The 25808-nt window shown below is 62.5% G+C and carries 19 protein-coding genes; 4 read left to right on the forward strand and 15 right to left on the reverse strand.

Features of this window, described 5'->3' with window-relative positions:
- From J2Y68_RS19775 to J2Y68_RS19785, 3 genes are read right to left on the reverse strand one after another with little or no spacing between them, the layout of a single operon-like run.
- Nucleotides 1-993, reverse strand: coding sequence for a cyclase family protein (locus J2Y68_RS19775; RefSeq protein WP_309996058.1), 993 nt, complete (start codon nt 991-993; stop codon nt 1-3).
- Nucleotides 990-1931: a fumarylacetoacetate hydrolase family protein gene (locus tag J2Y68_RS19780; protein WP_309996060.1), complete on the reverse strand. Its 942-nt coding sequence runs from the start codon at nt 1929-1931 to the stop codon at nt 990-992. The genes J2Y68_RS19775 and J2Y68_RS19780 overlap by 4 nt, the downstream gene beginning before the upstream one ends.
- Complete coding sequence (locus J2Y68_RS19785) at nt 1931-2950, reverse strand: VOC family protein (RefSeq protein WP_309996063.1); 1020 nt, start codon at nt 2948-2950, stop codon at nt 1931-1933. Before J2Y68_RS19785 ends, J2Y68_RS19780 begins: the two co-directional genes overlap by 1 nt.
- Nucleotides 2951-3091: 141 nt before the next feature.
- Between J2Y68_RS19785 and J2Y68_RS19790 the strand changes: the two genes are divergently transcribed.
- Nucleotides 3092-4060, forward strand: coding sequence for a LysR family transcriptional regulator (locus J2Y68_RS19790; RefSeq protein ID WP_309996065.1), 969 nt, complete (start codon nt 3092-3094; stop codon nt 4058-4060).
- Here J2Y68_RS19790 and J2Y68_RS19795 read toward each other — a convergent pair.
- The 11 genes from J2Y68_RS19795 to J2Y68_RS19845 all read right to left on the reverse strand — a co-directional run bounded on the left by J2Y68_RS19795 (nt 4057) and on the right by J2Y68_RS19845 (nt 19414).
- Nucleotides 4057-4977 (reverse strand): NADP-dependent oxidoreductase, encoded by a 921-nt coding sequence (locus J2Y68_RS19795; RefSeq protein WP_309996067.1) that lies wholly within the window; start codon nt 4975-4977, stop codon nt 4057-4059. The two genes, J2Y68_RS19790 and J2Y68_RS19795, sit on opposite strands and share 4 nt — an antisense overlap.
- A 43-nt stretch (nt 4978-5020) precedes the next feature.
- Nucleotides 5021-7207: a glycoside hydrolase family 3 N-terminal domain-containing protein gene (locus J2Y68_RS19800; protein WP_309996070.1), complete on the reverse strand. Its 2187-nt coding sequence runs from the start codon at nt 7205-7207 to the stop codon at nt 5021-5023.
- Nucleotides 7208-7218: 11 nt separating this feature from the next.
- Nucleotides 7219-8715 carry a carboxylesterase/lipase family protein gene (locus J2Y68_RS19805; RefSeq protein WP_309996073.1) on the reverse strand — a complete coding sequence of 499 codons (1497 nt, stop codon included), beginning with the start codon at nt 8713-8715 and terminating at the stop codon, nt 7219-7221.
- Nucleotides 8712-9746: a Gfo/Idh/MocA family protein gene (locus J2Y68_RS19810; RefSeq protein ID WP_309996076.1), complete on the reverse strand. Its 1035-nt coding sequence runs from the start codon at nt 9744-9746 to the stop codon at nt 8712-8714. The genes J2Y68_RS19805 and J2Y68_RS19810 overlap by 4 nt, the downstream gene beginning before the upstream one ends.
- Nucleotides 9739-11034, reverse strand: coding sequence for a C-glycoside deglycosidase beta subunit domain-containing protein (locus J2Y68_RS19815; protein WP_309996078.1), 1296 nt, complete (start codon nt 11032-11034; stop codon nt 9739-9741). Before J2Y68_RS19815 ends, J2Y68_RS19810 begins: the two co-directional genes overlap by 8 nt.
- A gap of 4 nt (nt 11035-11038) precedes the next feature.
- Nucleotides 11039-12568 carry a GMC oxidoreductase gene (locus J2Y68_RS19820; protein WP_309996081.1) on the reverse strand — a complete coding sequence of 510 codons (1530 nt, stop codon included), beginning with the start codon at nt 12566-12568 and terminating at the stop codon, nt 11039-11041.
- Between the two features lie 134 nt (nt 12569-12702).
- A complete protein-coding gene (locus J2Y68_RS19825; protein ID WP_309996083.1) occupies nt 12703-13566 on the reverse strand; it encodes an ABC transporter ATP-binding protein in 864 nt (287 codons plus the stop codon).
- Nucleotides 13563-15416, reverse strand: coding sequence for a dipeptide/oligopeptide/nickel ABC transporter permease/ATP-binding protein (locus J2Y68_RS19830; protein WP_309996086.1), 1854 nt, complete (start codon nt 15414-15416; stop codon nt 13563-13565). Before J2Y68_RS19830 ends, J2Y68_RS19825 begins: the two co-directional genes overlap by 4 nt.
- Nucleotides 15413-16354, reverse strand: coding sequence for an ABC transporter permease (locus J2Y68_RS19835; protein WP_309996089.1), 942 nt, complete (start codon nt 16352-16354; stop codon nt 15413-15415). The genes J2Y68_RS19830 and J2Y68_RS19835 overlap by 4 nt, the downstream gene beginning before the upstream one ends.
- A gap of 55 nt (nt 16355-16409) precedes the next feature.
- Nucleotides 16410-17945, reverse strand: coding sequence for an ABC transporter substrate-binding protein (locus J2Y68_RS19840; RefSeq protein ID WP_309996091.1), 1536 nt, complete (start codon nt 17943-17945; stop codon nt 16410-16412).
- A 170-nt stretch (nt 17946-18115) separates the two neighbouring features.
- Nucleotides 18116-19414 carry an ROK family protein gene (locus tag J2Y68_RS19845; protein WP_309996092.1) on the reverse strand — a complete coding sequence of 433 codons (1299 nt, stop codon included), beginning with the start codon at nt 19412-19414 and terminating at the stop codon, nt 18116-18118.
- Nucleotides 19415-19499: 85 nt separating this feature from the next.
- On the opposite strand from J2Y68_RS19845, the gene J2Y68_RS19850 reads away from it, so the two are divergent.
- Genes J2Y68_RS19850 through J2Y68_RS19860 form a run of 3 tightly spaced genes read left to right on the forward strand, consistent with a single transcriptional unit; the run spans nt 19500 to nt 25575 of the window.
- A complete protein-coding gene (locus tag J2Y68_RS19850; protein WP_309996095.1) occupies nt 19500-22853 on the forward strand; it encodes a glycosyl hydrolase in 3354 nt (1117 codons plus the stop codon).
- Nucleotides 22850-24025 (forward strand): Gfo/Idh/MocA family protein, encoded by a 1176-nt coding sequence (locus J2Y68_RS19855; protein WP_309996098.1) that lies wholly within the window; start codon nt 22850-22852, stop codon nt 24023-24025. Before J2Y68_RS19850 ends, J2Y68_RS19855 begins: the two co-directional genes overlap by 4 nt.
- On the forward strand, nt 24022-25575 hold the full coding sequence (locus J2Y68_RS19860) for a family 43 glycosylhydrolase (RefSeq protein WP_309996100.1): 1554 nt from the start codon (nt 24022-24024) through the stop codon (nt 25573-25575). Before J2Y68_RS19855 ends, J2Y68_RS19860 begins: the two co-directional genes overlap by 4 nt.
- On the opposite strand, the gene J2Y68_RS19865 is transcribed toward J2Y68_RS19860, so the two are convergent.
- Nucleotides 25572-25805 carry a DUF6480 family protein gene (locus J2Y68_RS19865; protein ID WP_167265242.1) on the reverse strand — a complete coding sequence of 78 codons (234 nt, stop codon included), beginning with the start codon at nt 25803-25805 and terminating at the stop codon, nt 25572-25574. The genes J2Y68_RS19860 and J2Y68_RS19865 overlap by 4 nt on opposite strands.
- Nucleotides 25806-25808: the final 3 nt, after the last annotated feature.

Genomic DNA, 25808 nt, shown 5'->3' on the forward strand with positions numbered 1-25808 from the left:
CTACCTGACGGCGATCGGGTTGACCGGTGATCCCACTGCACCCGTGATGGGAAGCGGGGCTGCGGTCAACATGAAGTCATACCTGCCGTCCAGGGCGCAAGCCTCTGCCAGGGCATCCGGATCCCACATTTCGCCCAGGAACAGGCCTAGGTTGGGGATGGCGATCTGGTGGAGCGGCTGGAAAGCGCCCTCGAATTCGTTGGGCCGGACCTCGAAACCCCACGTATCCGTTGCGATACCCGCGATCTCGGAAGCGTGAAGCCACGGTGCTGTGGTGAAGGACAGGCCTGGAGCGGAGCCGCCTGCGTACTCGCCCCACCCTTCGCGGCGTACACGGCTGTACTGGCCGGTGCGGATGATCACGATGTCCCCCCGCCGTACCTGCGAACTGGCGCCTTGGGCCTGGACGGTCTGCTCAAGGTATTCCGGGGTGATGGCAAAGCCGTCAGGCAATTCCCCATGGACTCCCAGGACGCGCCCCACATCCAGCAACACGCCACGGGTGACGATCTTTGCTGCTGCAGTCTCAATTCCGGTGACCAAATCGCCTTCGGAGGTGACGACGTCGCCCGCTGCCCTGCCGTTCCAGGCCTTGCCGCGGTCGAAGATGTGCCCCAACCCGTCCCACTGCGTGGAACATTGGAGGGGCATGGCAATCACGTCATCGGCGCCGCCGAAACCGTGCGGGAAGCCTTGGTTTCCACGTTCGGCGTCAACCCCGGTGTCCGTCATGGTGTGCACCGGGTTGGTGCGGCGCCGCCAGCCCTTTTGGGGACCGTTGGTGTCGAACGGCTGCGAAAGGGAGAACGCCTCACCGGAGGTGACCAACGCTGCTGCCTCAATGCGCTTTCCGGCATCAATGAAGTTCAGCGTCCCCAGCACGTCCGCTTCGCCCCAACGGCCCCAGTTGTTGTACTGCTCCGCTGCGGCCGTGATGCTGGCCAAAGGATCGTTGCGTTGGATCACCGGCACCTCCACCTGGTTGGACGTCACTTCTCGTCCTGGCAGTGGATGAGCTGTGTGCCCAGGCCCGTGATGGTGGCTTCCATGACGTCGCCGTCCTGGAGGAAGCGGCCCCAGTGCTGGCCGTTTCCGGCCGGGCTTCCGGTCAGGACCAGGTCGCCCGGACGCAGCGGCATGATCTGGGAAGCTTCGCTGACCAGCTTGGCCACACCGAAGATCATGTCCTGGGTGGACTCGTCCTGCATTGCTTTGCCGTTGAGTTTCAAGGTCACCTGGACGTTCTGCGGATCGCCGAAGAACTTGGCGGGAACCAGCAACGGGCCGGTAGGCAGGAAGCCAGGTGCGTTTTTGGCACGGTACCAGTCCGAACCAATGGCCGGCATGTCCTTGCGGAACACGAATTCCCGAGTGGTGATGTCGTTGACCATGGTGTAACCGAAAACGTGCTCCAGGGCTTCCTCCGGGGTGACCCGGAAAGCCTCTTTGCCGATCACGGCCGCCAGTTCCAGTTCCCAATCGTCCGATGTGCTGTAGGACGGCAAGGTGAGGGGGTCCGTGGCGGAAGCGATCGCCGTCGGGAGTCCGATGAAGAAGTACGGCGTTCCCTGACCAGCGCGCTGATCCATCATCGCGGCGGTCTTGGCCCGGACTTCCTCCGCATCCTGCCCGTCATCGCGGTGTGCCACCGCAAGGTCAACGACGTGCTTGCGGTAGTTGGCACCGGTCTGCAGGACCTGCGCCGGCTCAACGGGCGCAAGAATTTCGACGGCGGCACGGTCCAAGCCGGTGTCCTCGCCAGCCGAGGCTGCCAGCGTGTCCAGCTCTGCTTCCATGCTGTCCCAGTGCTGGATCAGGGAATTGATATCAGAGTCCAGCGGCAGGACGCGTTCACTCACCAGAAGGCCAACGCGGGCTTTGTCCGAGCTGGCTTCCAGGAAGCGGACTAGGGAGTATGTTGCCTCAGTCATCAGCCGCGGCCGTGCTTGGCGTAGGGGTTGAGGAGGGCTTCCTTCATTTCAGGAGAAGCGCCTTCTTCAGTGGCTGTGAAACCCTCCGCGTGAGGGAAGGACTCGGTCATGGAGTGCGGCATGGCACCGTTCTTGTAGAAGTTGTTGGAGCCCTCGGACGGCTTCCACGTGTTGGCTTCCCAGTCCGGAACGTAGTTGCGGTAGCCACCGGAGTTGAGCTCAACGCGCATGCCGGACGGGTCACGGAAGTACAGGAAGTTCTGCTCGCCAACGCCGTGGATGGAGGGTCCGTATTCCATGGGGGTGCCGTTTTCCATCATGACGTCCGCGGTGCGGAGCAGGTCCTCGGTGGCGTCCACCCAGAAAGCGATGTGGTTGACGCGGCCCGGGCGACTGGAGGTGTCCGCCACGACGCCGAGGTCGTGGGATTTCTCGTTGGTGGTCAGGACGGAGAAAACCGTGATGGGAGCTTCGTCCAGGTCCACGAATGCCATGATGCGGAAGCCCAGGGCTTCGTTGTGCCATTTGGCGAATCCACGGACATCAGAGCTTGCTACCGTGACGTGGTCCAGGAAGCGGGGTGCGGCGGCGTGGCTGCTGCGGCGCTCCGGGCGGTCCGGGTAGTTGGATTCGAAGCCGGGCTCGGCCACGAACTTCTCTACCTCGTAGAAGAGGCGCATGTGATGGCCGTAGGGGCCGGTGAATTCGTAGGCCTTGCCGAAGCCGTGGCCGCCGGCAGTCCACGTCCCCTGAACACCGCTGGCTTCAACGCGAGCCGCTGCGGCTTCCAGTGCGTCCTGGGAGTTGGTGCGCCAGGCCATGCGACCCAGAGTGGCTTCGGGGCCTTCCGTGATGACCAGGCTGTAGCGGTAGTAGTCGCCCCAGCAGCGCAGGTAGACGTTGCCATCCACGCGGTCGACGATGCGCATGCCGAACTTTTCCTCGTAGAACCGTGCGGAGGCTTCAACATCCGGGGTGGTGATTTCGAGGTGGGCAAGGTGGGAGAGCGGAGTTTCCACGGTGAATTCCTTTGTACGTGCTGATGACTGTCAACGGACTGCAGCGTCTATAGACAACAATGATGCAGATCACGTATTCGGAGAAGAGCTACTTACAGATAGGAACTATCTGTCCCGTGAATGGTTCGCTACCCTGAAAGAATGAAGAACCTGGACCTCAACCTGCTCCCCCAACTGCAGGTGCTGCTGGAACTGAGAAACGTTTCGCGCGCAGCCGAGAGGCTGCAGCTCAGCCAACCTGCCACCAGCGCTGCGTTGGCGCGCCTTCGCCGCCATTTCGACGACGAACTGCTGGTGCGCAACGGCCGGAACTACCACCTCAGCCCCTTCGCGCAATCACTCGTACCGCTGGTGGACGAAGCCATGGAGCACGTTCAACGTGCAGCGCGTGTCCGCTCCCGCTTCGACCCTTCAACCAGCGAGCGCGAGTTCATCATCGCCGCCTCTGACTACGCGGCCGTCCTCATGGTGAGGTCCCTGAGAGGCATCCTGCAGCGGGAGGCGCCGCACGTCGTCGTCGATTTCGTCCCCACTCCCGGACTTGAAGGTACCCTGGCGGAGTTCTCCAAAATCGATCTCCTGGTGGGGCCGCAAGGCTACAGCATGCCGGGTGACTCCAAGCAGCTCTTCAGGGACAGCTTTGTGGCCGTGGTGGACGGCGGCAACCCGATCCTGGAACTGGCCTCCCCCAGCCTGGACGATCTGGTGACAGCACCCCACGCGGTGGGCTACTTTGGCGAGGGCATCAGCACCCCGGCGGACAAGATCTTTGAGACCAAAGGCGTCCGACGGCGGGTGGCGGCAGTGGTGGCGGGCTTCCTCTCCCTGCCGCTGCTGGTTGAGGGAACGGACCTGGTGGCTTTGGTTCCCAAGATGCTGGCGGCAAGGAGCCAGCGCGGCGCGGACATAGCCGTGCTGGAGTTCCACCAGGACCTGGAAGCCGAGCTGGTGGAAGCAATGTACTGGCACCCTTCACAAACGGAAGACCCGGCCAGCGTATGGCTCAGGTCCGTGGTGCAGCGGGCGTGCTCACAGCTGCACACCGTCTTTCCCGCCACCACCCAAGGGATGGTGGTGGCCGGAACGACCATTGGTGGAAAGGCCGGCTAGCTGACCGTCACCACAACCTTGCCGCGGGTGTGGCCCTCCATGTTGAGGCGGAAGGCCTCAGCTGCCTGGGCCAGCGGGAAAGTTTCGGCCACCTCCACCTTCAGCTTGTGCTGGTCCACCAGTTCGGACAGCTCCTGAAGCTCTGCACCGACCGGGGTGACCCACATCCAGGTTCCGCCGCGCTTTTCCACCTCGCCATCCGCGATGGAGGCGTGCCGGCCGCCGTCCCTCAGCACGGCCAAGGTGGCTTCAAGGTTGCCGCCGGCAAAATCGGCAACGACGTCCACGCCGTCGGGCTCTATGGCCTTGACGCGTTCGGCCAGCCCGTCACCGTAGGTGACGGCCTCGGCGCCGAGGGAACGCAGGAACTCGTGGTTCTTCTCCGAGGCGGTGGCAATAACCCTAATGCCGCGCGCTGACGCGATCTGGATCGCAAGGGAACCGACGCCACCCGAGCCGCCGTGGATTAGCAGCGTTTCACCGCTCTTGACATCCAACCGGTTGAGGACCTGGAAGGCCGTGAGTCCGGTCAGCGGAAGGCCTGCGGACTCATTCCAGTCCAACGTGGTGGGTTTGCGGGCCAGGACGCGCTCCGGGAGGGCGACGTACTCGGCAAAGCTTCCGCCGTGGACATAGTCCTTGCGGGCGTAGGAGATCACTTCATCACCGGGTTGGAACTTGTGGGCGTCAATGCCCACTGATTCCACCACGCCGGCGACGTCCCAGCCCGGGATGGCGGGGAACTGGATGTCCATAAGGGGGTCCAGGTGCCCGCCCATGATCTTCCAGTCCACCGGGTTTACGGAGGTGGCTTTGATCTTCACCAGCACCATGCCCGGGCCAACTTTGGGCATGGGCTGATCGGTGAGTTCCAGGACGTCGGGGTTGCCATATTCGCTGTAAGTGATTGCCTTCATCCTTCGCACAACCGTGGGTGGCGGTGGCCTATTCCGTCAGCGGTCAGTTATCCGTCACAGTGAAAGCCATCGCCTGGAAGGTGGAACCATCTCCCACGGTGACCCGGAACTCCCCCGGTTCCAGTACAAACTCGCCAGCTTCCTTGTTGGTCCAGAAACCCAGGTCATCGGCATACAGGGAGAAGGCGATGTTCCGGCTCTGACCCGCAGGGACATGGACCCGGTTGAACCGGCGGAGCCGGCGCACCGGCTGCGTGATGGAGGCACGGACGTCCGTAATGTAAAGCTGAACCACTTCGTCACCGCCCACGTCGCTGGCGTTGCTGACTGAGGCGGTGAAGCCCACGCTGCCGCCCTCTTTCAGGGATGACAAGCTCACAGTGGCCGGCCCGTCAGCTTTGCCCTCCACGCGGAACGTGGAATAGCTGAGACCAAACCCGAAGTCGAACAGCGGACCCAGATCGAGGTCCAAGTACTTGGACTTGTAGAAGTCATCCGTGTTGTTGGGACCCGTCAGCCCCACATCAGGTTGCTCGCTGGTGAGGGTCCCACCATGCCGGGCGGGCCGGCCAGTGGAATCGTGGTTGTAATACACCGGAATCTGCCCCACGGACCGCGGGAAGGACATGGGGAGCTTGCCGCCTGGGTTTGCCGTGCCCGTGAGGACGTCCGCAATGGCCGGACCGGCTTCGGTCCCAAGATGCCAGGCCAGGAGTACGGCAGGACACTGGTCAATCCAGTCGCTGAGAATCAGTGGTCGTCCGGTCATCAGCACCACTGCGAAGGGAGTGCCTGTTTCAGCGATCCGGTGAATCAATGCCGTCTGGTCACCCGGCAACGTGATGTCGCTGCGGGAACTCGCTTCACCGGAGAGCGCGCTCGGCTCGCCCACTGCAACGATCACTAGGTCCGCATCCTTGGCAGCCCGTGCCGCCTCTTCCTGACGTGCGGGGTCGCTCGTGTAAAAGTCAGCGCCCCGTAGGGTCGTGATCTCCGCATCCGGGAGCGCGTCCCCCAGCGACTCCACAATGGACTTGCCTGCAGGCGTTGCAAAGTACTGGACCCATGCGCCCAAATGATCCTTGCTGTCAGCGTAGGGACCAACAACCAACACACGGCCGGCCTGCTTCTTCAGCGGGAGGACCTGTCCATCGTTCTTCAAGAGCACTGTGCAGCGCGCGGCGGCCTCCCGGGCCTTTTCGCGTTGCTCTTCTCCCGCTGTCACGGGCGCAGCATTCTCATCCACATAGGGATTGTTGAACAGCCCCAGATCCTGCTTGATTTTCAGGACCCGCAGCACGGCGTCGTCTATCCTCCCGGGGTCGACGTCGCCTTCCCTGATGATGGGCATTTCCCCATTGAACAGCGCTCCGCCCATCTCGACGTCGAGTCCTGCCGACAAGGCCAGGCGTCCCGCATCCGAAATGTCCTCAGCAACACCATGCTCCACCAGTTCACCCACGCCGCCGGCGTCGGCAACCACTATTCCCTGGTGCTTCCATTCCTCTTTCAGAACGTCCGTCAGCAGCTGCTTGTTTGCGTGCATGGGCACACCGGAGAGGGCATTAAAGCTGGCCATCACCGAGGCAACGTTGTTCTTCACCGCGGCGAGGAATGGCTCAAGGTAGACGTTCCTGAGCCGTTGGATGGAAACATCGGTGGTGTTGTAATCCCGTCCACCTTCAGCCGCACTGTAGCCCACAAAGTGCTTGGCGCAAGCTGCAATGGACGTCGTTGAGGACAGGTCCTCACCTTGGTACCCCCTGATCTTCGCTGCTCCAAGGACGCCGGTGAGGTAGGGGTCCTCACCGAAGCCTTCCACCACCCTTCCCCATCGCGGATCACGGGAGACGTCAATCATGGGAGAGAACGTCCAGTTCACGCCGGTGGCCCGGGCTTCCGCCGCTGAAACGCGGGCATCCACTTCGGCCACGTCCGGGTCAAAGCTTGCAGCCTGGGCAAGGGGTGTGGGGAAAATCGTGAACTGGCCGTGGACAATGTCCAAGGCGATCAGGAGCGGAATGCCGTGGGGGCTTTCCTGCACCGCGATCCGTTGGAGTTCATTGGTCTTCGCCGCATCTGCAGGCCAAAAAAGAGCTCCGGCCCCCGTCCTTGCCAAGTGCTGGGAATCTTCGTCTTTGGGTTTCCAGACGATCTGGAGCTGAGACAGCTTTTCCTCGAAGGTCATGGCCGCAAGGATCTGCTCCGGGCTTGCTTGTTGTTTCGTCATGGTCCGGTCCTTCATTGGTTTGCCCTGGCTCCAGCAGTGGATGATGTCCGGCCGAGGGCGTCAGTTGCCAACAACCGCGAGAGTGAGTACGGATCCGATGATGCTTCCCCCGAAACGTCATCAAAGATCATGGTGGTCCGGTGCTCGCCGTACTGCGTCCAGCCCGGGTTGCCGTCCTTGCAGAAGGCCACGATCCCGGCGTGCATGGATTCAGCGAGGGCTACGGGCGGGTTCGCCCCCAGCGCAGCTTCCACCCCGTCGGCCTCGAGCAGTCCAAAAGCGAACGGCAGGTCAACGCAGTGCCCGGAGTATCCCGAAGCCGGAGGCTCCCACTGGAACTGGTACGTCCACACCGGCGCGGTGGCCTGCCCGGCAACTTGCGGAACAAAGCGGCGGAAAGTCAGATCACTGAGGTAGTTCTCCACGGTCCGGGAGGTCGGCGTTCCTGCTGAGCGCTCCGCATACTCCGCTGCCACGTCCGGGCTGGCCCCAACGCGCTCCAGGGCGCTGGTAGCCGGCAGGACGTCCACTGCCTTGGCCGCGGGGCGAATGAACCCGGCGAATTCATCCCGGGTGGTTCCCAGGAGGGTGGTGACGGATGCTCCACCGTCCAGGACCGCATCAACGTCCTCGGTGATGGGGCCGAGGGCGAGGCCGGACGTGACAAAGCGCGCCCTGTCCAACGCTTGCTCCGCAGCGCTGCCCGCAAAGGCCGGAAAGGGGGCCATTTGTGCGTCCAACAGGGCTTCCTCCGTGACACTTTGGAAACCGGCCTTACTCACAGGCACGTTCAGCTCAGCAGCAATCCGCGCTGTGGTGGCCCTGGCGGTCTCTTCATCCACAGTCAACGGAGCGCCGGACATGATCAGTGCCTGGGAAAAGAGCCCTGCAGCCAACGGAGAACTCCTGAGCGAAATGACCGCCCCGCCTCCTGCGGATTGCCCGCCAATGGTGACCTTTTCCGGGTTACCTCCGAACGCCGCAATGTTGCTCCTGACCCATTTCAGGGCAGCAATCCAATCCAACATGCCACGGTTCAGGGGTGCGTCAGGCAACCAGCCGAAACCCTCAAAACCCAAGCGGTAGGAGATGGTCACAACCACCACCCCGTCACGATTGAATGCGGCGCCGTCGTACCAGGGGCTTGCCGGGGAACCAGCAACGAAACCGCCACCGTGGATCCACACCAGGACCGGCTTGAGCACTCCGTCTCCGGGGCCGGTAGGGACGGTGGGGGTGAAGACGTTCAGGTTCAGCGTTCCGGTACCGGGGATGCTGGGCTCAGGAATGGTGGTTACCGCCGAGAGCGTCCTGCGCTGGGGTGTGGGACCGTACTCCAGGGCAGGGCGGATGCCGCTCCAACTCTCTGGAGGAACCGGGGCCTCGAACCTCAGGTCACCTACCGGGTCCTGGGCGTACGGAAGGTTCAGGAATGAAGCGGAGCCATCCCGCCAAAAACCTTGTACCTGCCCATAGGTCGTGTGGACCACGCTGGTCTTTTTCGTCATCGCTCAATCGCTCCATTAGTGGTTCCGGAGGTGTTCCGCAGCGCGCTGCTTGCCCGGATCCTGTCCATGGTTTCCATGATGTCCAACGTGTCTTGCCATGGCATGACGGGGCTCTCTTGTTTCCCGGCGCGAAGTTGTCGATCAACTTCCAGGATTTCGTAGCGCAATGCCGGCCTCGCAATCGGCGTCTTGTAGAGGTGTTCCTCTACAGTGCCCGGTCCATGGGTGTTGTATATGGAGAGGCCCACCTCCTGGGGGCACTGGTGCGGTGCGGGCAAGCTGATGTAGCCCGTGGAACCCAGGATCCTGGCCTCGTTGGGCAAGGGATTCGTCACGGATGATCGGATCATTGCGGTGCCGCGGGAGAACGACAGAAGAGCCGACGTGTCCATGTCCGCCCCCGAATGGTTGACCTGGCTGATGGCCGCAACATCCGTGACGCGGCCCAGCATCCAGTGGGCCAGTTGGACAGGATAGACGCCCAGCTCCAGGAGGCTTCCCCCGCCCAAGCGGGCGTCGTGCACCCGGCTGATCCGGCCAGGTCCCTCCGACGGCATGGGAAAGCCGAAGGTGGCCTCAACCCCACGCACCTCCCCGATGGCCCCGCTGTCCACCAGCTGCCGGAGCTTGACGTAGGCGGGCAGAAACCGCGACCACATGGCTTCCATCGCAAAGAGGCCCCGGCGCCGGGCTGTCTCCACGATTGCCAATGCTTCGGCGTGGTTGAGGGCGAAAGGCTTCTCGATCAGCACATGCTTCCCGACTTCAAGGAACATGATGGCGTGTTCCTTGTGGAGACCGGCCGGCGTGGAAATGTACACCACGTCAATATCGGGATCCGCTGCGAGGTCCGCCAGGGATCCGTGGGACTTTCCAACCTCGTGGAGGTCACGCAGCCCGGCAGAGGCGCCGGAATTGCGGGAGGCCACTCCGGCGATGACGCTGCCGTCCAGTCCGGCGAGGGCGCCCGCGAATTGGTGGGCGATCCCTCCCGTGCCGGCCAGCCCCCACCTCAGGAGAGAATCACCCATGCTTGGCCTGCAGTTGCCGGACCAGGGCGTGCTGGCGACGCACCTGCTCACGTCCGCGGTAGGGCTCACGCCTGCCTTCGTATTCGCTTGACAGCCACCCTTCCCATCCTGCGTCCTGTAGGGTCTTCACAATGTCTTCCCACGGCACGTGAAGGTCATGCAGGTTCTCATCGATTTCAAAGAACTTGGCCTGGATGAAGTGGACGTGGGGAAGGACCTCAGCCAGGTCAGCCATGGGGACGGCCAGGGGCTCCAGGAAAGCCGGCCGTTTGCCGTCTTCAACTTCAATACCTTCATGCCCGTCGTCTACCGCAGCAGTCTGGAAGATGCCGGTGTCCACCAGCAGTTTGAAGTGCTTTGAGCCGGTCCGCTCAATGAAGTCAATGTAGCCCTGCGTCACCGGATGTTTGATGGGGGTGGGGCTGTGGATCTCCGGGCAGATGACGATGTCCAGTTCCTCCGCCAAGTCCAATGAGCGTTCAACCACACCTTCCCAGATGGGATGCGGATCGAGCTGGAAGGAGGTCACCCCGAACTTGGGACGGATGGAGCTGAAGCCCAGCTGCGAGGCCAGCCTGAGGTCCAGTTGCAGCTGCGCGGCTCCCTCATCCTCGGTCAGGTCCCTGTCGTGCCACATGGCAGTGTCGATCCAGGATCCATAGTTTGTTGGAGTTAGGGAGTAGCGCTCCAGCATGGCGTGCCAGTTGTCGATCCACGCGGGATCCGGCGTGGGGTATCCCGGGATGTTCCCTTCGCCCAGGATCTCGATACCGGTGGCACCCATGTCAGCGATATCCGCCATCACGTCTTCCATGCTCATGGACGTGTAGATGTCACCGGAATAGCTGTACGTGGACACTGCGTGGCGGATTCCGCCGGCCGGAACGGGCGGGACGATCGTGGCTTTCGCGGAAGCGGGGAAGGCGGAACGGGAGACTGCCGGCGGGAAGTAGGGCCGGCGGAGGTAGACGGTGACCTCGATTGTGTGGACGCCGGCTGATAGGCCTCCCGGCTTGGGTACCGTGATGGTGGCGTATTCGTCCAACTGCCACCGAACATCAGTGGTTGCCCTCAGGGATTCCAAAGTATGGGTTTTCCCCTGGAGCGTCCACAGCGGCACGTGCGACTCCCAGTGCTCGCCATCCACTGTTACGTCCACGCCGTCCAGCAGGCTGGCGGCCGTGCCCCGATAGTTCGGATTGCGCAGGACAATCTGGAAGCCGGTGATGCGCCCGTTCTCTTCAACGTTCTTGAATCCACGGCCTTGAATGATGCTTCGTTCCAACATGGTGCTAATTCCTTTCGGCGTGGAGGGCACGGACAATGTCCCGTGCACCCCGGATGGCCAGAGCTACAGAGGTGAGCGTCGGGTTGCAGGCTGTCGGGGTGGGGATAACTCCGTTGCCGGCAACATAGAGCCCTGCAATGTCCCAGACGCGGGAATCGGGCGAGCAAACAGAGGTCCCATCAGGGGTCTGACCCATCCGGACTGTTCCCTGGTAGTGCAAGGACGCCCCGGCAGGGAGGGTCATGGGGTCCTCATTCAGGGGCTCCCCCAGTGCCGCAGCCGCGCGCCTGACCGACCTCGCGGCAGCAGCTATCGACTCCTTGTCGCGGTCTGTCAGTTGGTAATGGATGCTCATGGCGGGCATGCCGTAGGCGTCCAGACGATCGTCGTCGAACGTAACGCGGTCAGAGGCTTGGATGTCTTTCGCGCAGAACCAGCCCAAACCAACAATGGATCCCGGCGTCGGCACATCAGCCGAGGCCAGCGGTACCGGCGAGGCATCCAGCTGCATCACCTGGCCGTGGAATGGTTCTTCATCGGTATAAGGGACCCAGCTGACCCCGCTCTGGGGAGTGATGGCGGTACCGCTCGACGGCGTCGGGGTCACCGCTGCCTCCGGGATGTCCCTCAGCCGGACCGCAAAGACGGTCTGGGGTTGGTCGTTGAGGTACCGGCCCAAAGCCTCGGGCCGGACTCCGGAGGCCCACAACAGCTGGGGTGTGCGCAGGCTGTCGCCAGCCACCACAACGTAATCGGCGTGGACCGTATGTTCGTCCCCGGAAAGCATGTCGCGGATCAAGACTCCGTGGGCCCGGCCGTCTTCCACCAGGACGCGCGTCACCAGGGCATCAGCGTAGAGGGAGTGGTTGGGGTTGGACCTGGTGGCCTCCCCGTACACCACGTCCGATCCCGCCCAGGTGACCGAACCGTCGTCGCCTGTTTCCACAGCCAGGGGCATGACGCCCACCTTGCGGTCAGCGGGCCTGCCCTGGTCCAAGGCTTCGGACAACCGGCGCCGGACTTCATCGGCCAAGGGCGCGCCTGCGAATGCCCTGGTGCTGACCTTAAGGAGCCTTTCACCTTCAGTCAGCAGATCATCCAGGTCAGGAATAAAGGAGATCCGTTCCTGGCCACCGGGACGTGGGCATGCTGCCGTCCAGTGCGCACCCATGCCGCCAACATTGCTGGACATGGCCGCGGCCGGCAGGCCATCCTGTCCCGGCTGGCGGTACCCGGAGCCCAGGAGGTATGTTCCGGGCCGGACAAGCCGGGGCGGACCATCCAGTTCCTCGGACCGCGCACCCAGCAGGGACGGCTCCAACCCCTGGGATCGGCGTTGGGCCGAGGCGCGTTCTTCGAGGTCTGCAATGTTCTTGACGTGCAAGCCCGGACGCTCCGTCAGTTGGGGACCAACTTCAAAGGAGGCAATGCGCGTTTGCGGGGACTCTTCACTGATGATGCGCGCATATGCTGCGCCCGTGGGGCCGCTGCCCACTATGGCAACATCCACGTGTGAGGGGAATTCTCTGGTCATGAGCTGGTCTTTCCTGGGTATTTTGAGCGCACTGAATCAACCCCAAGGGTGTTCGTCGCTGCTGTGGAAGGCAGATGAAGGGTGCGTGAGCAGAAGGCTCGAGGCGCATTCGCCTCGGAGCCCTGGCCCGCCCTCTAGGCGGCCCGCATGAACTCTGCCAGTTTTTTGCGTGCAGCCCGACGCTCGGCCTGGCGGCGGGGATTGGGAACCGGCGCTGCCAAAAGGAGCTGCTGGGTATACGGATGCTTCGGGGTGGACGTCACCTGGGCGGACGGACCCTGCTCTACGATTCCGCCGCGGTTCATGACGGCGACCCGTTGGCTGATGTGCCTGACGACGGCGAGGTCGTGGGTAATGAAGAGGTACGCCACACCCGTTGATTGCTGGATCTCGCTGAAGAGCTCCAATACCCGCGACTGGGTGGACAGGTCCAGGGCGCTCACGGGTTCATCACAGACGATCAGCTTGGGATCCCGTGACAGCGCACGTGCGATGGCGATGCGTTGCCGTTGTCCGCCGGAAAACTCCCGTGCCAGCCGTCGGCCGGAATCAGCAGGAAGGTGCACCCTTTCCAGGAGCTCGCCCACTTTCCTTTCCGCCTCCGCTTTGGACGTTCCAGCCACCAGCAGGGGTTCCGTCAGGATGTCCCCCACCACCATGGCCGGGTTCAGGGAAGTGTAAGGGTCCTGGAAGACCACCTGGATGTCTTTGCTGAGTTGTCGACGTGCACGTTTATCCAAGCCGGAAATGACGCGGCCCTCGAACGTGATGGTGCCCTTTGTTACCGGAGCCAAACCCAAAACAGCTCGTCCCAGGGTGGATTTCCCCGAACCGGATTCGCCCACCAGTCCCACGGTCTCTCCACGGCCCACTGTGAGCGAAACTCCGTCCAGTGCCCGGAAGGCGCGCCCGCGCCACGTCCTGGACGGGTACTCCACCACCAGATTCTCAATGTTCAGCAGGACCGCTGGTTCTGCTGATGCCAGGTGTTCGCTCATGGCTGGGGCTCCTTCTGAAGTGCCGGCGTGACGGCTTCCTGGGACGCGAAATCGCTGGTCACGGCGTCGGTAGGCGTAGTGTCCTCCAGCGATGCCGCCAGGAGCTCACGGGTATATTCGTGGCGGGGATTGTCGAAGAGTTGTTCCGCGCTGGACGTTTCTACAATGAGTCCCGACCGCATGACGGCCACCCGGTCGGCGAGGTCTGCGACCACACCGAAGTTGTGGGTCACCAGGATGACTCCCATGTTGCCTTCCGATTGAAGTTCCCGGATCAAGTCCAGAACTTCGGCTTGAACGGTCACATCCAAGGCCGTGGTGGGTTCATCGGCAATCAGGAGGTCGGGCTTGCAGCTGACAGCTCCCGCGATCAGGACGCGCTGCGCCATGCCACCGGAGATCTGGTGCGGGTAGGAGTCGAACACGCGTTGCGGGTTCGCGATTCCCACGCGTTCCAGGAGAGCCAGTGCCTCGGCTTTCGCGGCGGCCCGGGACAAACCCAAGTGGTGCCGCATGGGTTCGGTGAGCTGCGCGCCAACCCGGAAGGTGGGGTCGAGGTTGGACATGGGCTCTTGGGGGATGTACCCGATCCTCTTGCCGCGCAACGCGTTCATTGCGCCGGAACCGAGGCCGCGCAGGTCCTTCCCATCAAAGGTCATGGTGACGGCAGATGTCCGGGCGTTCACGGGAAGCAACCCCAAGACAGAGAATGCGGTCTGGGACTTACCCGAGCCGGACTCCCCCACAATCGCCAGGATCTCGCCGCGCCGCACCGACAAGTCAACCCCATGCACCACGGTAGTTTCTGAGCCATCGGGTTGCGGGTAGCTCACTTTCAGGCCTTGGACCGTCAGCAGTGCGTTGCCGTCAGCGTTGCCTTTCTGACTATCCGGGGCCGCCTCAACCAGAGCGGTACCTCCGCTGACCTCCGCGGCCTGGCGCCGCCGTCGGGCATTGGTACCCCGGGACCCACCCTCCATGGCGTCACGCAATGAGTTCCCCAGGAGGCTGAAGGCCGTAACCGTACAAATAATGGCGACAGAGGGCCACAGCAGCAGCTGCGGGCTGGTGTAGATGTTCTGGAAAGCGTCGCTGAGCATGCCGCCCCAGCTGGCCTGGTTTGCCGAGCCGAGACCAAGGAAGTCCAAGCCTGCCTGGATGGCTACCGCTATCCCGGCCAACTGTGAGATTTGGATGATCGTGGGGGCGATTACCACCGGCAGCACGTGGCGGGCCATGATCCGTCCGTCGCTCAGGCCCGAAACCCGCGCGGCGTCGACGTAAAGTTCCTCGCGTACGGCTTTGACGGATGATCGCACCAGCCTAAAAACCGCAGGAGCAATCAGCACGCCAAAAACTGTCATGGCCAGTTCAGTGCTGCGCCCGAACTGGGCCAGCACCACCAGGAGGACAACGATTGCGGGGGCGGCCATCAGCAAGCTACTGAACCAGTTCGCCACTCCATCAAACCAGCCCTTGTAATACCCGGCGATCAGGCCGGCCGGCAGGCCCAGGACCACTGCCACGCCGGCAACAATCAGGGAACCCGTCAAGCTGGTGCGGCCGCCATAAAGCAACTGCGCAAAGACGTCGCGTCCCACCCCGTCCGTTCCCAGCGGGGAGCTGGGCCCCGCCGGAGCCAGGGCATTGGCTATCTGTGAGGCGGTAGGGCTTGCGGATGTCAACAACGGCGCCGCAATGCTCACCATGACCACAAGCAGCAGGAAGGCGGCACAGGCCACAGCGATCGGGTCTTTGAGAAGCCGCCGCAGAACGCCCGTGCGAGGTGCTCCGTGCGCCGGTTTCGGGATTCCTACCGGACCTCCGGCTTGGATGTTGGTCACAGTCATGATGTCCGCACTTTCGGATTGAGGAAGCCCAGCAAGATGTCCACCAGCAGGTTCACGATGACCACCAGGATCACCATCACCACCACAACTCCCAGGACCACCGGCACGTCACCTTGCCCGGCCGCTGAGGCCGCGCGGTTGCCGATACCTGTCAGGGCGAAGACCTTCTCGATGATGACCGCGCCGCCCAACAGGGCGATGAACTGAAGTGACAGGACCGTCAGGGAAGCCGGCGCTGCATTCCGGAGCGCGTGTTTGATCAAGATGCTTCGTGAAGGAAGCCCCCGGCTTCGCAGGGTCCTGATGTAGTCCTTTTGAAGAACGTCAATCATGGACCCGCGGGTTTGCGTTGCCACGGTTCCGATTGCCCCGATGGCCAAGGCGAAGGCGGGGAGGGTGATCGAGGCCAGCCACTGCCCGGGATCGTCGGTCGGGCTGACATATCCCAAGGCCGGGAAGATCTTCAGTTGGACCGCGAACACCAGGGCCAGGATGATGCCCACCAAGAAGTTGGGGACAGCGAAGGCGACTATGGAGATGGTCTGCAGGACCTTGTCCAGCCACCCGCCGCGGACGGCCGCCACGACGCCCAGGGCGACGCTGACCACTGCAGTGAGGACGACGGCGGCGATCACCACCGAAAGCGACACCGGCAGTGCTTGCCCAATGAGCTTAATAACGGGCTGGTTGCTGCCCCAGGACTTTCCAAGATCGCCTGTGATGGCCGATCCGAGCCAGTCGAAGTAGCGGGCGAGGACCGGCTGGTCCAGGCCGAGTTCAGCGTTTTTGGCCGTTACTTGCGCAGCGGTGGCATTGTTCCCCAGGATGCGACGGGCGGGGTCGGAGCCCGCCAGGGCGGTGAGGAAGAAAGTCAGTGTCGATACTGCGAAGACCAGGATGAGGCCGGCGCCGAGCCGGCGGAACAGGAACGTTATCATGAGTGGCTCTCAGTGTGATGATGGACGTGATTGTTGCCAGCTCGGCGCCAGGGGCTTACTTGGCGGGGGCGAAGTTGTAGAGGGGCGGTACTGCGACGTTGGCTTGGCCGGAGGTCTTGACGTCCTTGGACGTTGCGTATGCACCTTCTTCGAAGTACCAGGGAGCGAACCAAGCCTGGTCCACCACGTACTTGTTCAATTCACGCAGGGCGTTGTCGCGGCCGGCGTCGTCAGACTTCCGTGCGGTGTCCAGCAGTTGGACAATCTTGGGATCGTTCACGTGGTAGGGGTTGAACAGGGCATCCGGTGCCACGGCCAGCTGGGTGGAGTCCCAGGCTCCGGCCGAGGTGAGGCTGAAGAAGTTCATGGGCCATTTGGCGCCGATGACGCTTCCCACTACCTGGTCGGCAGTGATCGGCTCGTAAGTTACCGTGATCCCGATGGCCGCCATGGCCTCGGTCATTGCAGCCTGCGCGCCGGGGTACACCGGGGAGAAATCGGGGAGCTTCATGGTGAAGCCTGAGGCGTAGCCGGCGTCGGCCATGAGCTTCTTGGCCTTCTCCACGTCGTACGGGTAGGTGTTGTCGAGTGAGGCATCGTAGGCGCCGGTGTTGGGCCCAAAAATCTGGACTGTCTTGGTGCCACGTCCATCGCCCAGGGTTTTCAGGATGGTATCCCGGTCCATGGCGTAATTGATGGCCTGGCGCACGCGCACATCGCTCAGCGCCGGCGTGTTTTTACCTTCGCGGTCCCACAACCAGATGCCCTGCACCGAACCGTTGGTGTAGGACACCACGTTCATGCCGGCGTCCTTTGCGCCCTTGACGAGGTCGTTGGTGGCTGCAGACACGCCCTGGAGCTGGCCGGCGCGAAGTCCGTTCAATGCCGCAGCAGCGTTGTCCAGCAGCTTGATATCAACTTCGTTGTAGGGGTAAGCGTCCTTGTGCCAGTAATTGGCATTGCGGGTGAACACATATTTGTCTCCAGCGGTGCTCTTGCTCTGGTCAAGGACGTACGGCCCGGAGCCCACAGGGTTGGTCTTCAGGTCCGCGCTGTCCAGCGCCTTGGGGCTTGCCATGAATCCGCTGGAACGTCCCAGGCTTGCCAGGAGGGAGGGATCCGGATCCTTGAGCTTGAGGACCACATGGGTGGCATCGGTGACTTCAACGGTGTCCAGGGCTTTCAGCGACGACCCGGCCTCGCCCTTGCCGGCCTTTGCCTTGAGGAGGTTGGCCTTGACGGCTTCTCCGTCCAAGGGCGTCTCGTCAGTGAACTTCACGTCATCCCGCAGGGCGAGGGTGAGGTTCTTGCGGGAATCGTCGTAGGACCACTGGGTTGCCACGTTGGGGACGGGCCCACCGTTCTCATCCAGGTTCAGCAGGGAATCATAGACAGCTTGGTAGTAGTGGTTTTCAGGTCCTGCGGCAGGCATCTCGCCCGGTACGAACGATGTAGGTACCTGCACCACGCCCAGCGACAGCGAGGCGGTCTGGGCGGCAGCCGATCCGCCACTTTGTGCTCCACTGCAGCCAGAAGCAGTGATCAGGATCGACACCGCCACTGCTGAGGTCAGGAAATTTCTTCTCTTCATGTCTGCTCCATTGGGACTGAGGACCCCCTGGCTTCGCTGATCACCTGATGATTCTGGCGGCGGCTGTCGGGGTAGAGGAAAGGTGGAACAACTAAACGGTGCTGGTTAGCTTTGCTCCTGCAACAGACTTTAGTTCCGCAGGAACATATGTGTCAATAGTCACTTTATTGTCAGTGACCGGCCGCCAGGCGGTGAAGGTTGGCCGCCTGTCCCAATGGTGATCCCTGCTCGATCCACAAACCCAGTGCGGACTGGGCGAAGAGTTGCTCTACGGCCATGAGGCTGGCCCCCACCACACCTTCCTGGAAGTCCAGTGAGGCGGTGCGCAGCGTCAGCTTTTCCGTCGCCAGCTTGGTACTCCGCCTCATCACGGTCTCGGCCAGGGCCTCGAACGCCTGCTCACCACTGCGGAGCATGCCGCCGCCCACCACAATCACGCCCGGGTTGATGAAGTTGACCAGGCTAGACACTGTTGCACCAACAATCCGGGCGCTGTCCACCACCGCACGTGAGGCCAGGCCGTCCCCCCGGGCCGCGGCGATGCCAATGTCCTCAGGGGTAAGTTTTCCCCGGTCAGCCAGCCGTGATGACAGGTACGGGCTGTCGGACGCAACGGGAGTCAACTGCTGCACCAGGCCCCACCCGCCAGTCACCGCTTCCAGGCATCCCGTCTCGCCGCATCGGCAGGTGAAGCCGGGGTCGTCGCTGACCTTGACGTGCCCGATGTCGCCGGCAGCACCCGTGTCACCGCGATAAACAGACCCGCCGGAAACCAGCCCGGAACCAATGCCCGTGCCCACTTTGACGTACAGAAGGTCGCGCCGATCAGAAGGATGGCCGCGGTGCCATTCGCCCAACGCCATGAGGTTAACGTCGTTATCGACCCAGACAGGCGCGTCGTAGCGTTCCCGCAGCCAGGAGCGGACACTGAAGCCGTCCCAGCCCGGCATGATTGGCGGGGCCACCAGTTGTCCGGTGCCAAAGTTGACCGGCCCTGGGACTCCCACCCCTATGGACCACGGCCGCGTCTTGGTCCGCTTGGCCAAGCGCTCGAACATGTCCTGCAACTGGGCCATAGTGGCCTCTGGACCCTCCGAAATGTCCCAGTCCCGGTGCATTGCTGCAACCGCTTTACCGTCCAGATCCGAAACAGCAGCCCGGATTTCGCCGGCGCCCATCAGCCCGGCGTAAACGTGGCCGGCGTCGGACCTAAAGCGGAGTTGCCTCGGCGCGCGGCCACCGCCGGAGGGCGCAAATTCTCCGTCTTCCAGCAGCCCCACGGCCATCGCTTGCTGGACACGCTGGGCCACCAGTTTCCGCCCTAACCCAGTGGCCTGCTCCAGGGCGGGACGGGTCAACGCTTCCCCTGTCCGGACAAGGTTGACCAGCCGGGCATAGATGAATGCGTCCTGCGGGGACGGTTGGGTATTCACGGCGGCCTCCAGAGCTGCGATGGCTTGTGTCTGCACTTTTGTTCCTGTAGAACATATGTTACATCTCACTTCCCAGGCAGGAAAGCTACGGCTTCTGCCTCAGAGCCTGGAGACCCACACTATGTCCACGCCACCACTTACTCGGCGTTCCTACACCGAAAACAGCGAACCCGCCCCACTGCTCACGGATCCCGCGCCCTTGTTCGAGGCATTCGTCACGCCCCCCGATTCTGCCCGTCCCCGGGCTTGGTGGCATTGGATGGACGGCAATGTGAATGAGGACGGGATAGACGCTGACCTTGCGTGGCTGAAAGGGATAGGCGCTGGCGGCGTTCAGATGTTTTTCGGATCCTTCGGAGCAGCACCGCTCGTGGAAGAACCGGTGAAATTCCTTTCCAAAGAATGGCAATCAGCGGTGCGCAGGGCCGCGTCGCAGACCAAGCTCCTGGGCATGGAACTGTCCGTGGCAACATCAGCCGGATGGAGTGCCACCGGTGGTCCATGGGTCGCACAGGAAGCCGGGATGAAGAAGCTGGTGTGGTCAACCACCGTCATCGAATCAGCGCACTTCCCCTGCCAATTGCCCACACCACCCACCGCCTCAGGCCCTTTCCAGGATGTCCCCTGCGCCGCAACGCGGCACGTTTCCGCGGACGTACCGGACTTCTTCCAGGACATCGCCGTCCTGGCATTCCCTTTCCGGGAGGGCCACCAGTCCCTTATTCCTGCCTCCGTCACTTGCAACTCAACGGTGACAGGCGATCCGAACCTGGAAGACCTGGCTGACGGCACCTTCTGGCCGCCCGTGGTGATTGAAGCCAGCCCCAGGATTACCATCACCGCTGATTATGCGGAGCCTGTGGTCGTCAAATCCGCCCGTATAGGACTTCCAGCGTTCGTGGGATTCGGTGGGAATCCTCTCCCAGAGGCTGTACTCGAAGCGAGCAATGACAATTCGACGTTCTGGCCAGTGACGAGATTCGAGGGCACCAAGTCTCCTGTTCGCTCCTTGTCTTTCCCTGCGCAGGAGGCGCGCTACTTCCGGCTGGTGATCACCACGCCGCCATCAGGCAGCGCCCCTGTCGCCGAAGGCATCAAGCCTTTGACGTTTCCCAGCACGGGCTCCGGCGTCAAGGTGTCGTGCTTCCAGTTGTTCGGTGGTTCACGGGTATCCCGGGCTGAAGAGAAAGCCGGTTTCGCCCCTGTTCCTGACTACTACGCGCTGGAAGCTGAACCAGCGGACGCCAAGGGAGCCGTGCCCCTCAGCGAGGTCGTGGACGTCTCTGACTACGTTGACGCCAACGGAACACTCAACTGGGAACCGGCGGAAGGACGGTGGACTGTGGTCAGGCTCGGGTACTCGCTCACCGGCCATGTGAACGCCCCGGCACCGGAGGAAGCAACTGGCTTGGAAGTAGACAAACTGGACGCCGGCCACGTTGCCGACTACCTGCACACCTACCTCGGCTTTTTCCAGGACGCACTGGGCGAAGAACCGGCGGCCCTGGCGGGAATCGACGCCCTCCTAAGCGACAGCATCGAGTCCGGGCCCCAAAACTGGACGCGGAACATGCTCAGTGAGTTCCAAAGCCGCCGCGGGTACAGCCTCCTGCCATGGCTCCCGGCACTGACAGGAATTCTGGTGGAAGGCACCCAGGAAAGTGACGACTTCCTGTGGGACTTCCGGAAGACCATCTCTGAACTCCTTGCGGAAAACCATTATGGAACCATCGCATCGATTGCCGCCGGGCTCGGAATGGACTACTACGCGGAGGCACTGGAGGATCACCGGCCTCAGCTGGGGGACGACCTGGAAATGCGCTCGCATGCCGATGTCCCCATGGGCGCCATGTGGTGCTACACGCCCGAAAGTGGGCCGCGCCAAACCTTCATTGCGGATCTCAGGGGCGCGGCCTCCGTCTCGCACGTTTACGGCAAGCCGCGGACGGGCGCGGAGTCAATGACTGCCTTTGGCCAGCCCTTCCGCTACACACCCGGAATTCTCAAGCCGATCGTGGACATGGAGTTTGCCTTGGGGGTGAACCTGATCAATATCCATACTTCCCCTCATCAACCCGCGGGTGTGGAGAAACCGGGGATCACCTTGGCGCCGTACCTCGGTCAGTCCTTCTCACGCAACGAAACCTGGGCTCATGCCGCGCGTCCGTGGATTGACTACATGGCACGCTGCAGCCATCTTCTGCAGCAGGGAACCTACGTTGCTGACATCGCCTATTTCTACGGTGAGGAATCGCCCGTAACCGGGGTCTTCGGTGATTCTCCTGCCGAGGTGCCCCAGGGACATGGCTTCGACTTCATCAACCTCGACGGCCTCACCAACCACATCAACGTTACACCTGCGGGCGAGCTGCTCAGCAGCGGTGGAACGCGCTACAAGGTTCTATATCTGGGTGGTACCAGCCGGCGGATGACCCTCGCGATGCTTCGACGGGTACAGGAACTGCTCGACGCCGGTGCAACAGTCATCGGAAAGCGTCCGGAAGGATCGCCCAGCCATGGTGACGATGCCCTGGCTTGGCGGGAGGCGGTGGACCGAATCTGGAACGGGAAGCGCAGTCGGCTCCTGGAGGGCGGGGCCTTCGAGGACATCAGCCTGCTGCCTGCCGCTCTGAAGAAACTCGGCCTGCGCCCTGACTGGAGCTTTGACGCCGGCGACGGCTATTCCTTGCCGACCATCCACAGGACCACCCCCGTCGGGGAATTGTATTTCATCAGCAATCAGCTGGAACGTCCTGAAAGAGTGACAGCTTCCTTCCGTACAAGAGCCGGTTCCGCAGAACTCTGGGACCCCTACCAAGTTGTGCGGACAGCACTTCCGTCACGCCACTCGGAAGGCCGCACGACGTTGGACATCCATTTGCCTCCGTTGGGCTCCGCTTTCGTGCTGCTTCGGCCTCAAGATGCCAGAACTGGCAGCGATCCTGCATCCGGAGCTACCCCTTCTTTCCTGACATCAATGGAACTGCAGGGGCCGTGGGAAGTGACCTTTCCTGACCGCGATCGTGAAGCAGGCTCCGTGACCCTGAATCAGGTGGCTCCGTGGGCCGGCCAAGGCGCGTTTACCCACGGTGACAGCGACATCAAGTATTTCTCCGGGACAGCTGGCTATTGCCACGATTTCGCGTTGCCGACAGTCAGCGCTGAGGAGACGTACGTGATCGACTTGGGCGAAGTCCGTGACGTCGCCCAAGTCTGGCTCAATGAGGTACCCCTGGGCACAGCTTGGACGTCCCCTTTCCAGGTGAGGGCCTCGAATGCCGTCCGCAGCGGGGTCAACCGTCTCCGTATCGAGGTCACCAACACCTGGTCCAACAGGTTGGCCGGTGACGCCGCGCAGGGCAACACCGGAAGACCTGGGTCTGAAATTTTCCTTCCGGATGCGCCATTGCGGAAGTCCGGGCTTGTGGGTCCGGTAAGAATCCACACCATCAACCACCCGTTAGGACAGCCATGAATCACACACCAGCGGCGCGGCCCTTGGGTGTGGCCGCTATCGGCTACGCCTTCATGGGCAAAGCCCACTCGAATGCGTGGCGGAACGTGGCAAGTTTCTTCGACGTCCCGGCCTTCGAGCAAAAGGTGCTCGTAGGCCGGGACGCCACCCAGGTTGCCTTTGCGGCCGGTAAGTACGGTTGGGCCGAGTCCGCCACCGACTGGCGTGAAGTGATTGAACGCGAAGACATCGACATCATCGATATCTGCGCCCCCGGCTGGATGCACGCCGAAATCGCCATCGCAGCCCTCGAAGCCGGCAAACACGTCCTGGTGGAAAAGCCCCTCGCCAACACGCTGGCCGAAGCCGAACTCATGACAGCCGCCGCCGCGAAGGCCCGCAAACGCGGGGTCCAGTCCATGATCGGTTTCAACTACCGCCGCGTCCCCGCTTTGGGCCTGGCCCGCGAACTCATCGCCGAAGGCCGCCTCGGCACCATCCGCCACATCCGGGCCGCCTACCTCCAGGACTGGCTCGCCGACCCCGAAACCCCCATGAGTTGGCGGCTCCGCAAGGAAACCGCAGGCTCCGGCGCGTTGGGCGACATTGCCTCCCACGCCATCGACCAGATCCAATTCCTCACCGGACAAACGGTGGTGGAAGTTACCGGTACCCTGCGGACGTTTGTGGCTGAACGCCCCGGGCAGGGTGGCCCTCAGGAAGTGACCGTGGATGATGCGGTGTGGGCCACGCTTGGCCTGACAGGGAACCTCAGTGCCTCCGTCGAAGCCTCCCGGGTGGCTACCGGCCAAAAGAACAGCCTGAAGATTGAGATCTACGGCTCCGCAGGATCGCTGACCTTCGATCTGGAGAGCCTGAACGAGCTTATGTTCCTAGACGCAACCGGCCCGGTTCGCGAACAGGGCTTCCGGCGGATCCTGGTCAACGAACCCGAGCACCCCTACCTTGAAGCATGGTGGCCGCAGGGCCACATCATCGGCTGGGAACACACGTTCACCCATCAGGTCGGGGACTTCCTCACCGCCATCCGCGACGGCAGCCAGCCATCGCCGTCGTTCGAGGAAGGCCTGAGCGTCCAGCGCGTCCTGGACGCGGTCCAAGAGTCAGCCAACAACAAAAGTGCCATCGCCGTAGTCGGCGGTACTGGCAATAACCACTCGCACGGAGCGTGATCGCAAACATGGAGACCCTACCCACTGCCCTGTCAGAGGGACAGCGCCGCGCCGATCGGGGTGACGGGACGTATTTCAACCCGGTGTTCGCGGCAGATCACCCCGATCCTGCGATCCTGCGCGACGGAGACGATTACTACCTGACGTTTTCCTCTTTCGAGTCTTCGCCTGGCTTGATCATCTGGCACTCGCGGGACCTCCTGAATTGGCAGCCCTTGGGACCGGCCCTCAAGGACCCTTTGGGAAATGTTTTTGCCGTGGACATGTGCAAGGTGGACGACACCTATTACATCTACATACCCGTCATTCCCACCGCGGCGTCACCGGATCCCACCGCTCCGCCGATGATTTACGTCATTCACGCGAAGTCTATGGCCGGACCCTGGAGTGAGCCAGTGAACATTGGAGTGGCCGGACACATCGATCCCGGCCATGTGGTGGGGGAAGACGGCCACCGGTATCTGTTCCTCAGTGGCGTCAGCCGGGTCCGCCTCACCGCCGATGGGCTCGCGACCGACGGCGAGATTGAGCATGTCTACGACGGTTGGCGTTACCCTGACGAATGGATCACCGAGGCCTACGCCCTTGAAGGCCCCAAGCTGACCCAGCGGGATGGATGGTTCTATCTGACCACTGCGGTGGGAGGGACCTCGGGTCCGCCAACAGGGCACATGGTGACTGTGGCCCGTTCGCGCTCGGTGCACGGCCCGTGGGAAGAACACCCCCGGAATCCCATCATCCGGACCTGGGCTGAAGAAGAACCGTGGTGGAGCAAAGGCCATGCAACGCTGTTCGAAGGTCCCGACGGCCAATGGTGGAGCATCTATCACGGCTACGAGAACGGCTTTGCGACCCTGGGGCGCCAGGTTCTTTTGGAACCCATTGAATGGGACGACGACGGGTGGCCGCGTGCCGTGGGCGGCGACCTTTCCGAGCCCTTGCGATCGCCCATCGCGTTGGGTTCGCTCGAGGGTGAACAGGAGCATGGGATAGCTTTGTCGGACAATTTTTCCCGGCTACGGCTCGGAATTCCGTGGTCTTTCCACGCCCCCTCCGTGGACGAGCAGCAGCGCATCTCCTTGGATGACGGGCTGGTGCTCCAGTCGTCCGGGACGAATCCGTCGGATAGTTCCCCGCTGACCAGTACCGCCGGAGACCGTCACTACGAGATCAGCGTGGAGCTGGAACTCGTTGATGGAGCCCAAGGCGGGCTTCTGCTCTACTACAGCGACCGCCTGTATTGCGGCATGGGCCACGACGGCGTCAAGATGACAAGCTACCGGGCCGGCCGGGCCATCCCTTACTGGCGTGAGCCTGTCCCGGCTACACGGAATATGCACTTGAAGATTGAGAACAACAACAATATCGTCACCATGTACTACAGCGCCGACGGGCTGGAGTGGACCCGGCACGGGCTGCGGTTCAATGTCGCGGGCTACAACACCAACACGGCGGACGAACTCCTCAGCCTCCGTCCAGCGCTTTTCGCCACCGGAAGCGGACATGTAAAGTTCCGCAACTACAACTACAGGTCCCCGGACCGGGTCTAGTCGAAGAACCCCACGATGTACCCGATGAAGTACAGCATCGACATCAGCACAACCAGGCCGATGATCGACATCCACAGAATCTGGGTACCTTTCCGCGGGCCACCTTCATCGTGGCCCTGCGGCCCTGCTGTGGAAGCTTCGCCCGGTGGCGTTTCACCGGGCGGAACTCCGCCGCCAGGTTCCAGGCCGGTGATCTTGTCCTCGTATGGATCTGGATTTGGTCCTGACACGCT

Source organism: Paenarthrobacter nitroguajacolicus, assembly GCF_031455195.1.
In the GTDB taxonomy this organism is placed as follows: Bacteria; Actinomycetota; Actinomycetes; order Actinomycetales; family Micrococcaceae; genus Arthrobacter; species Arthrobacter nitroguajacolicus_D.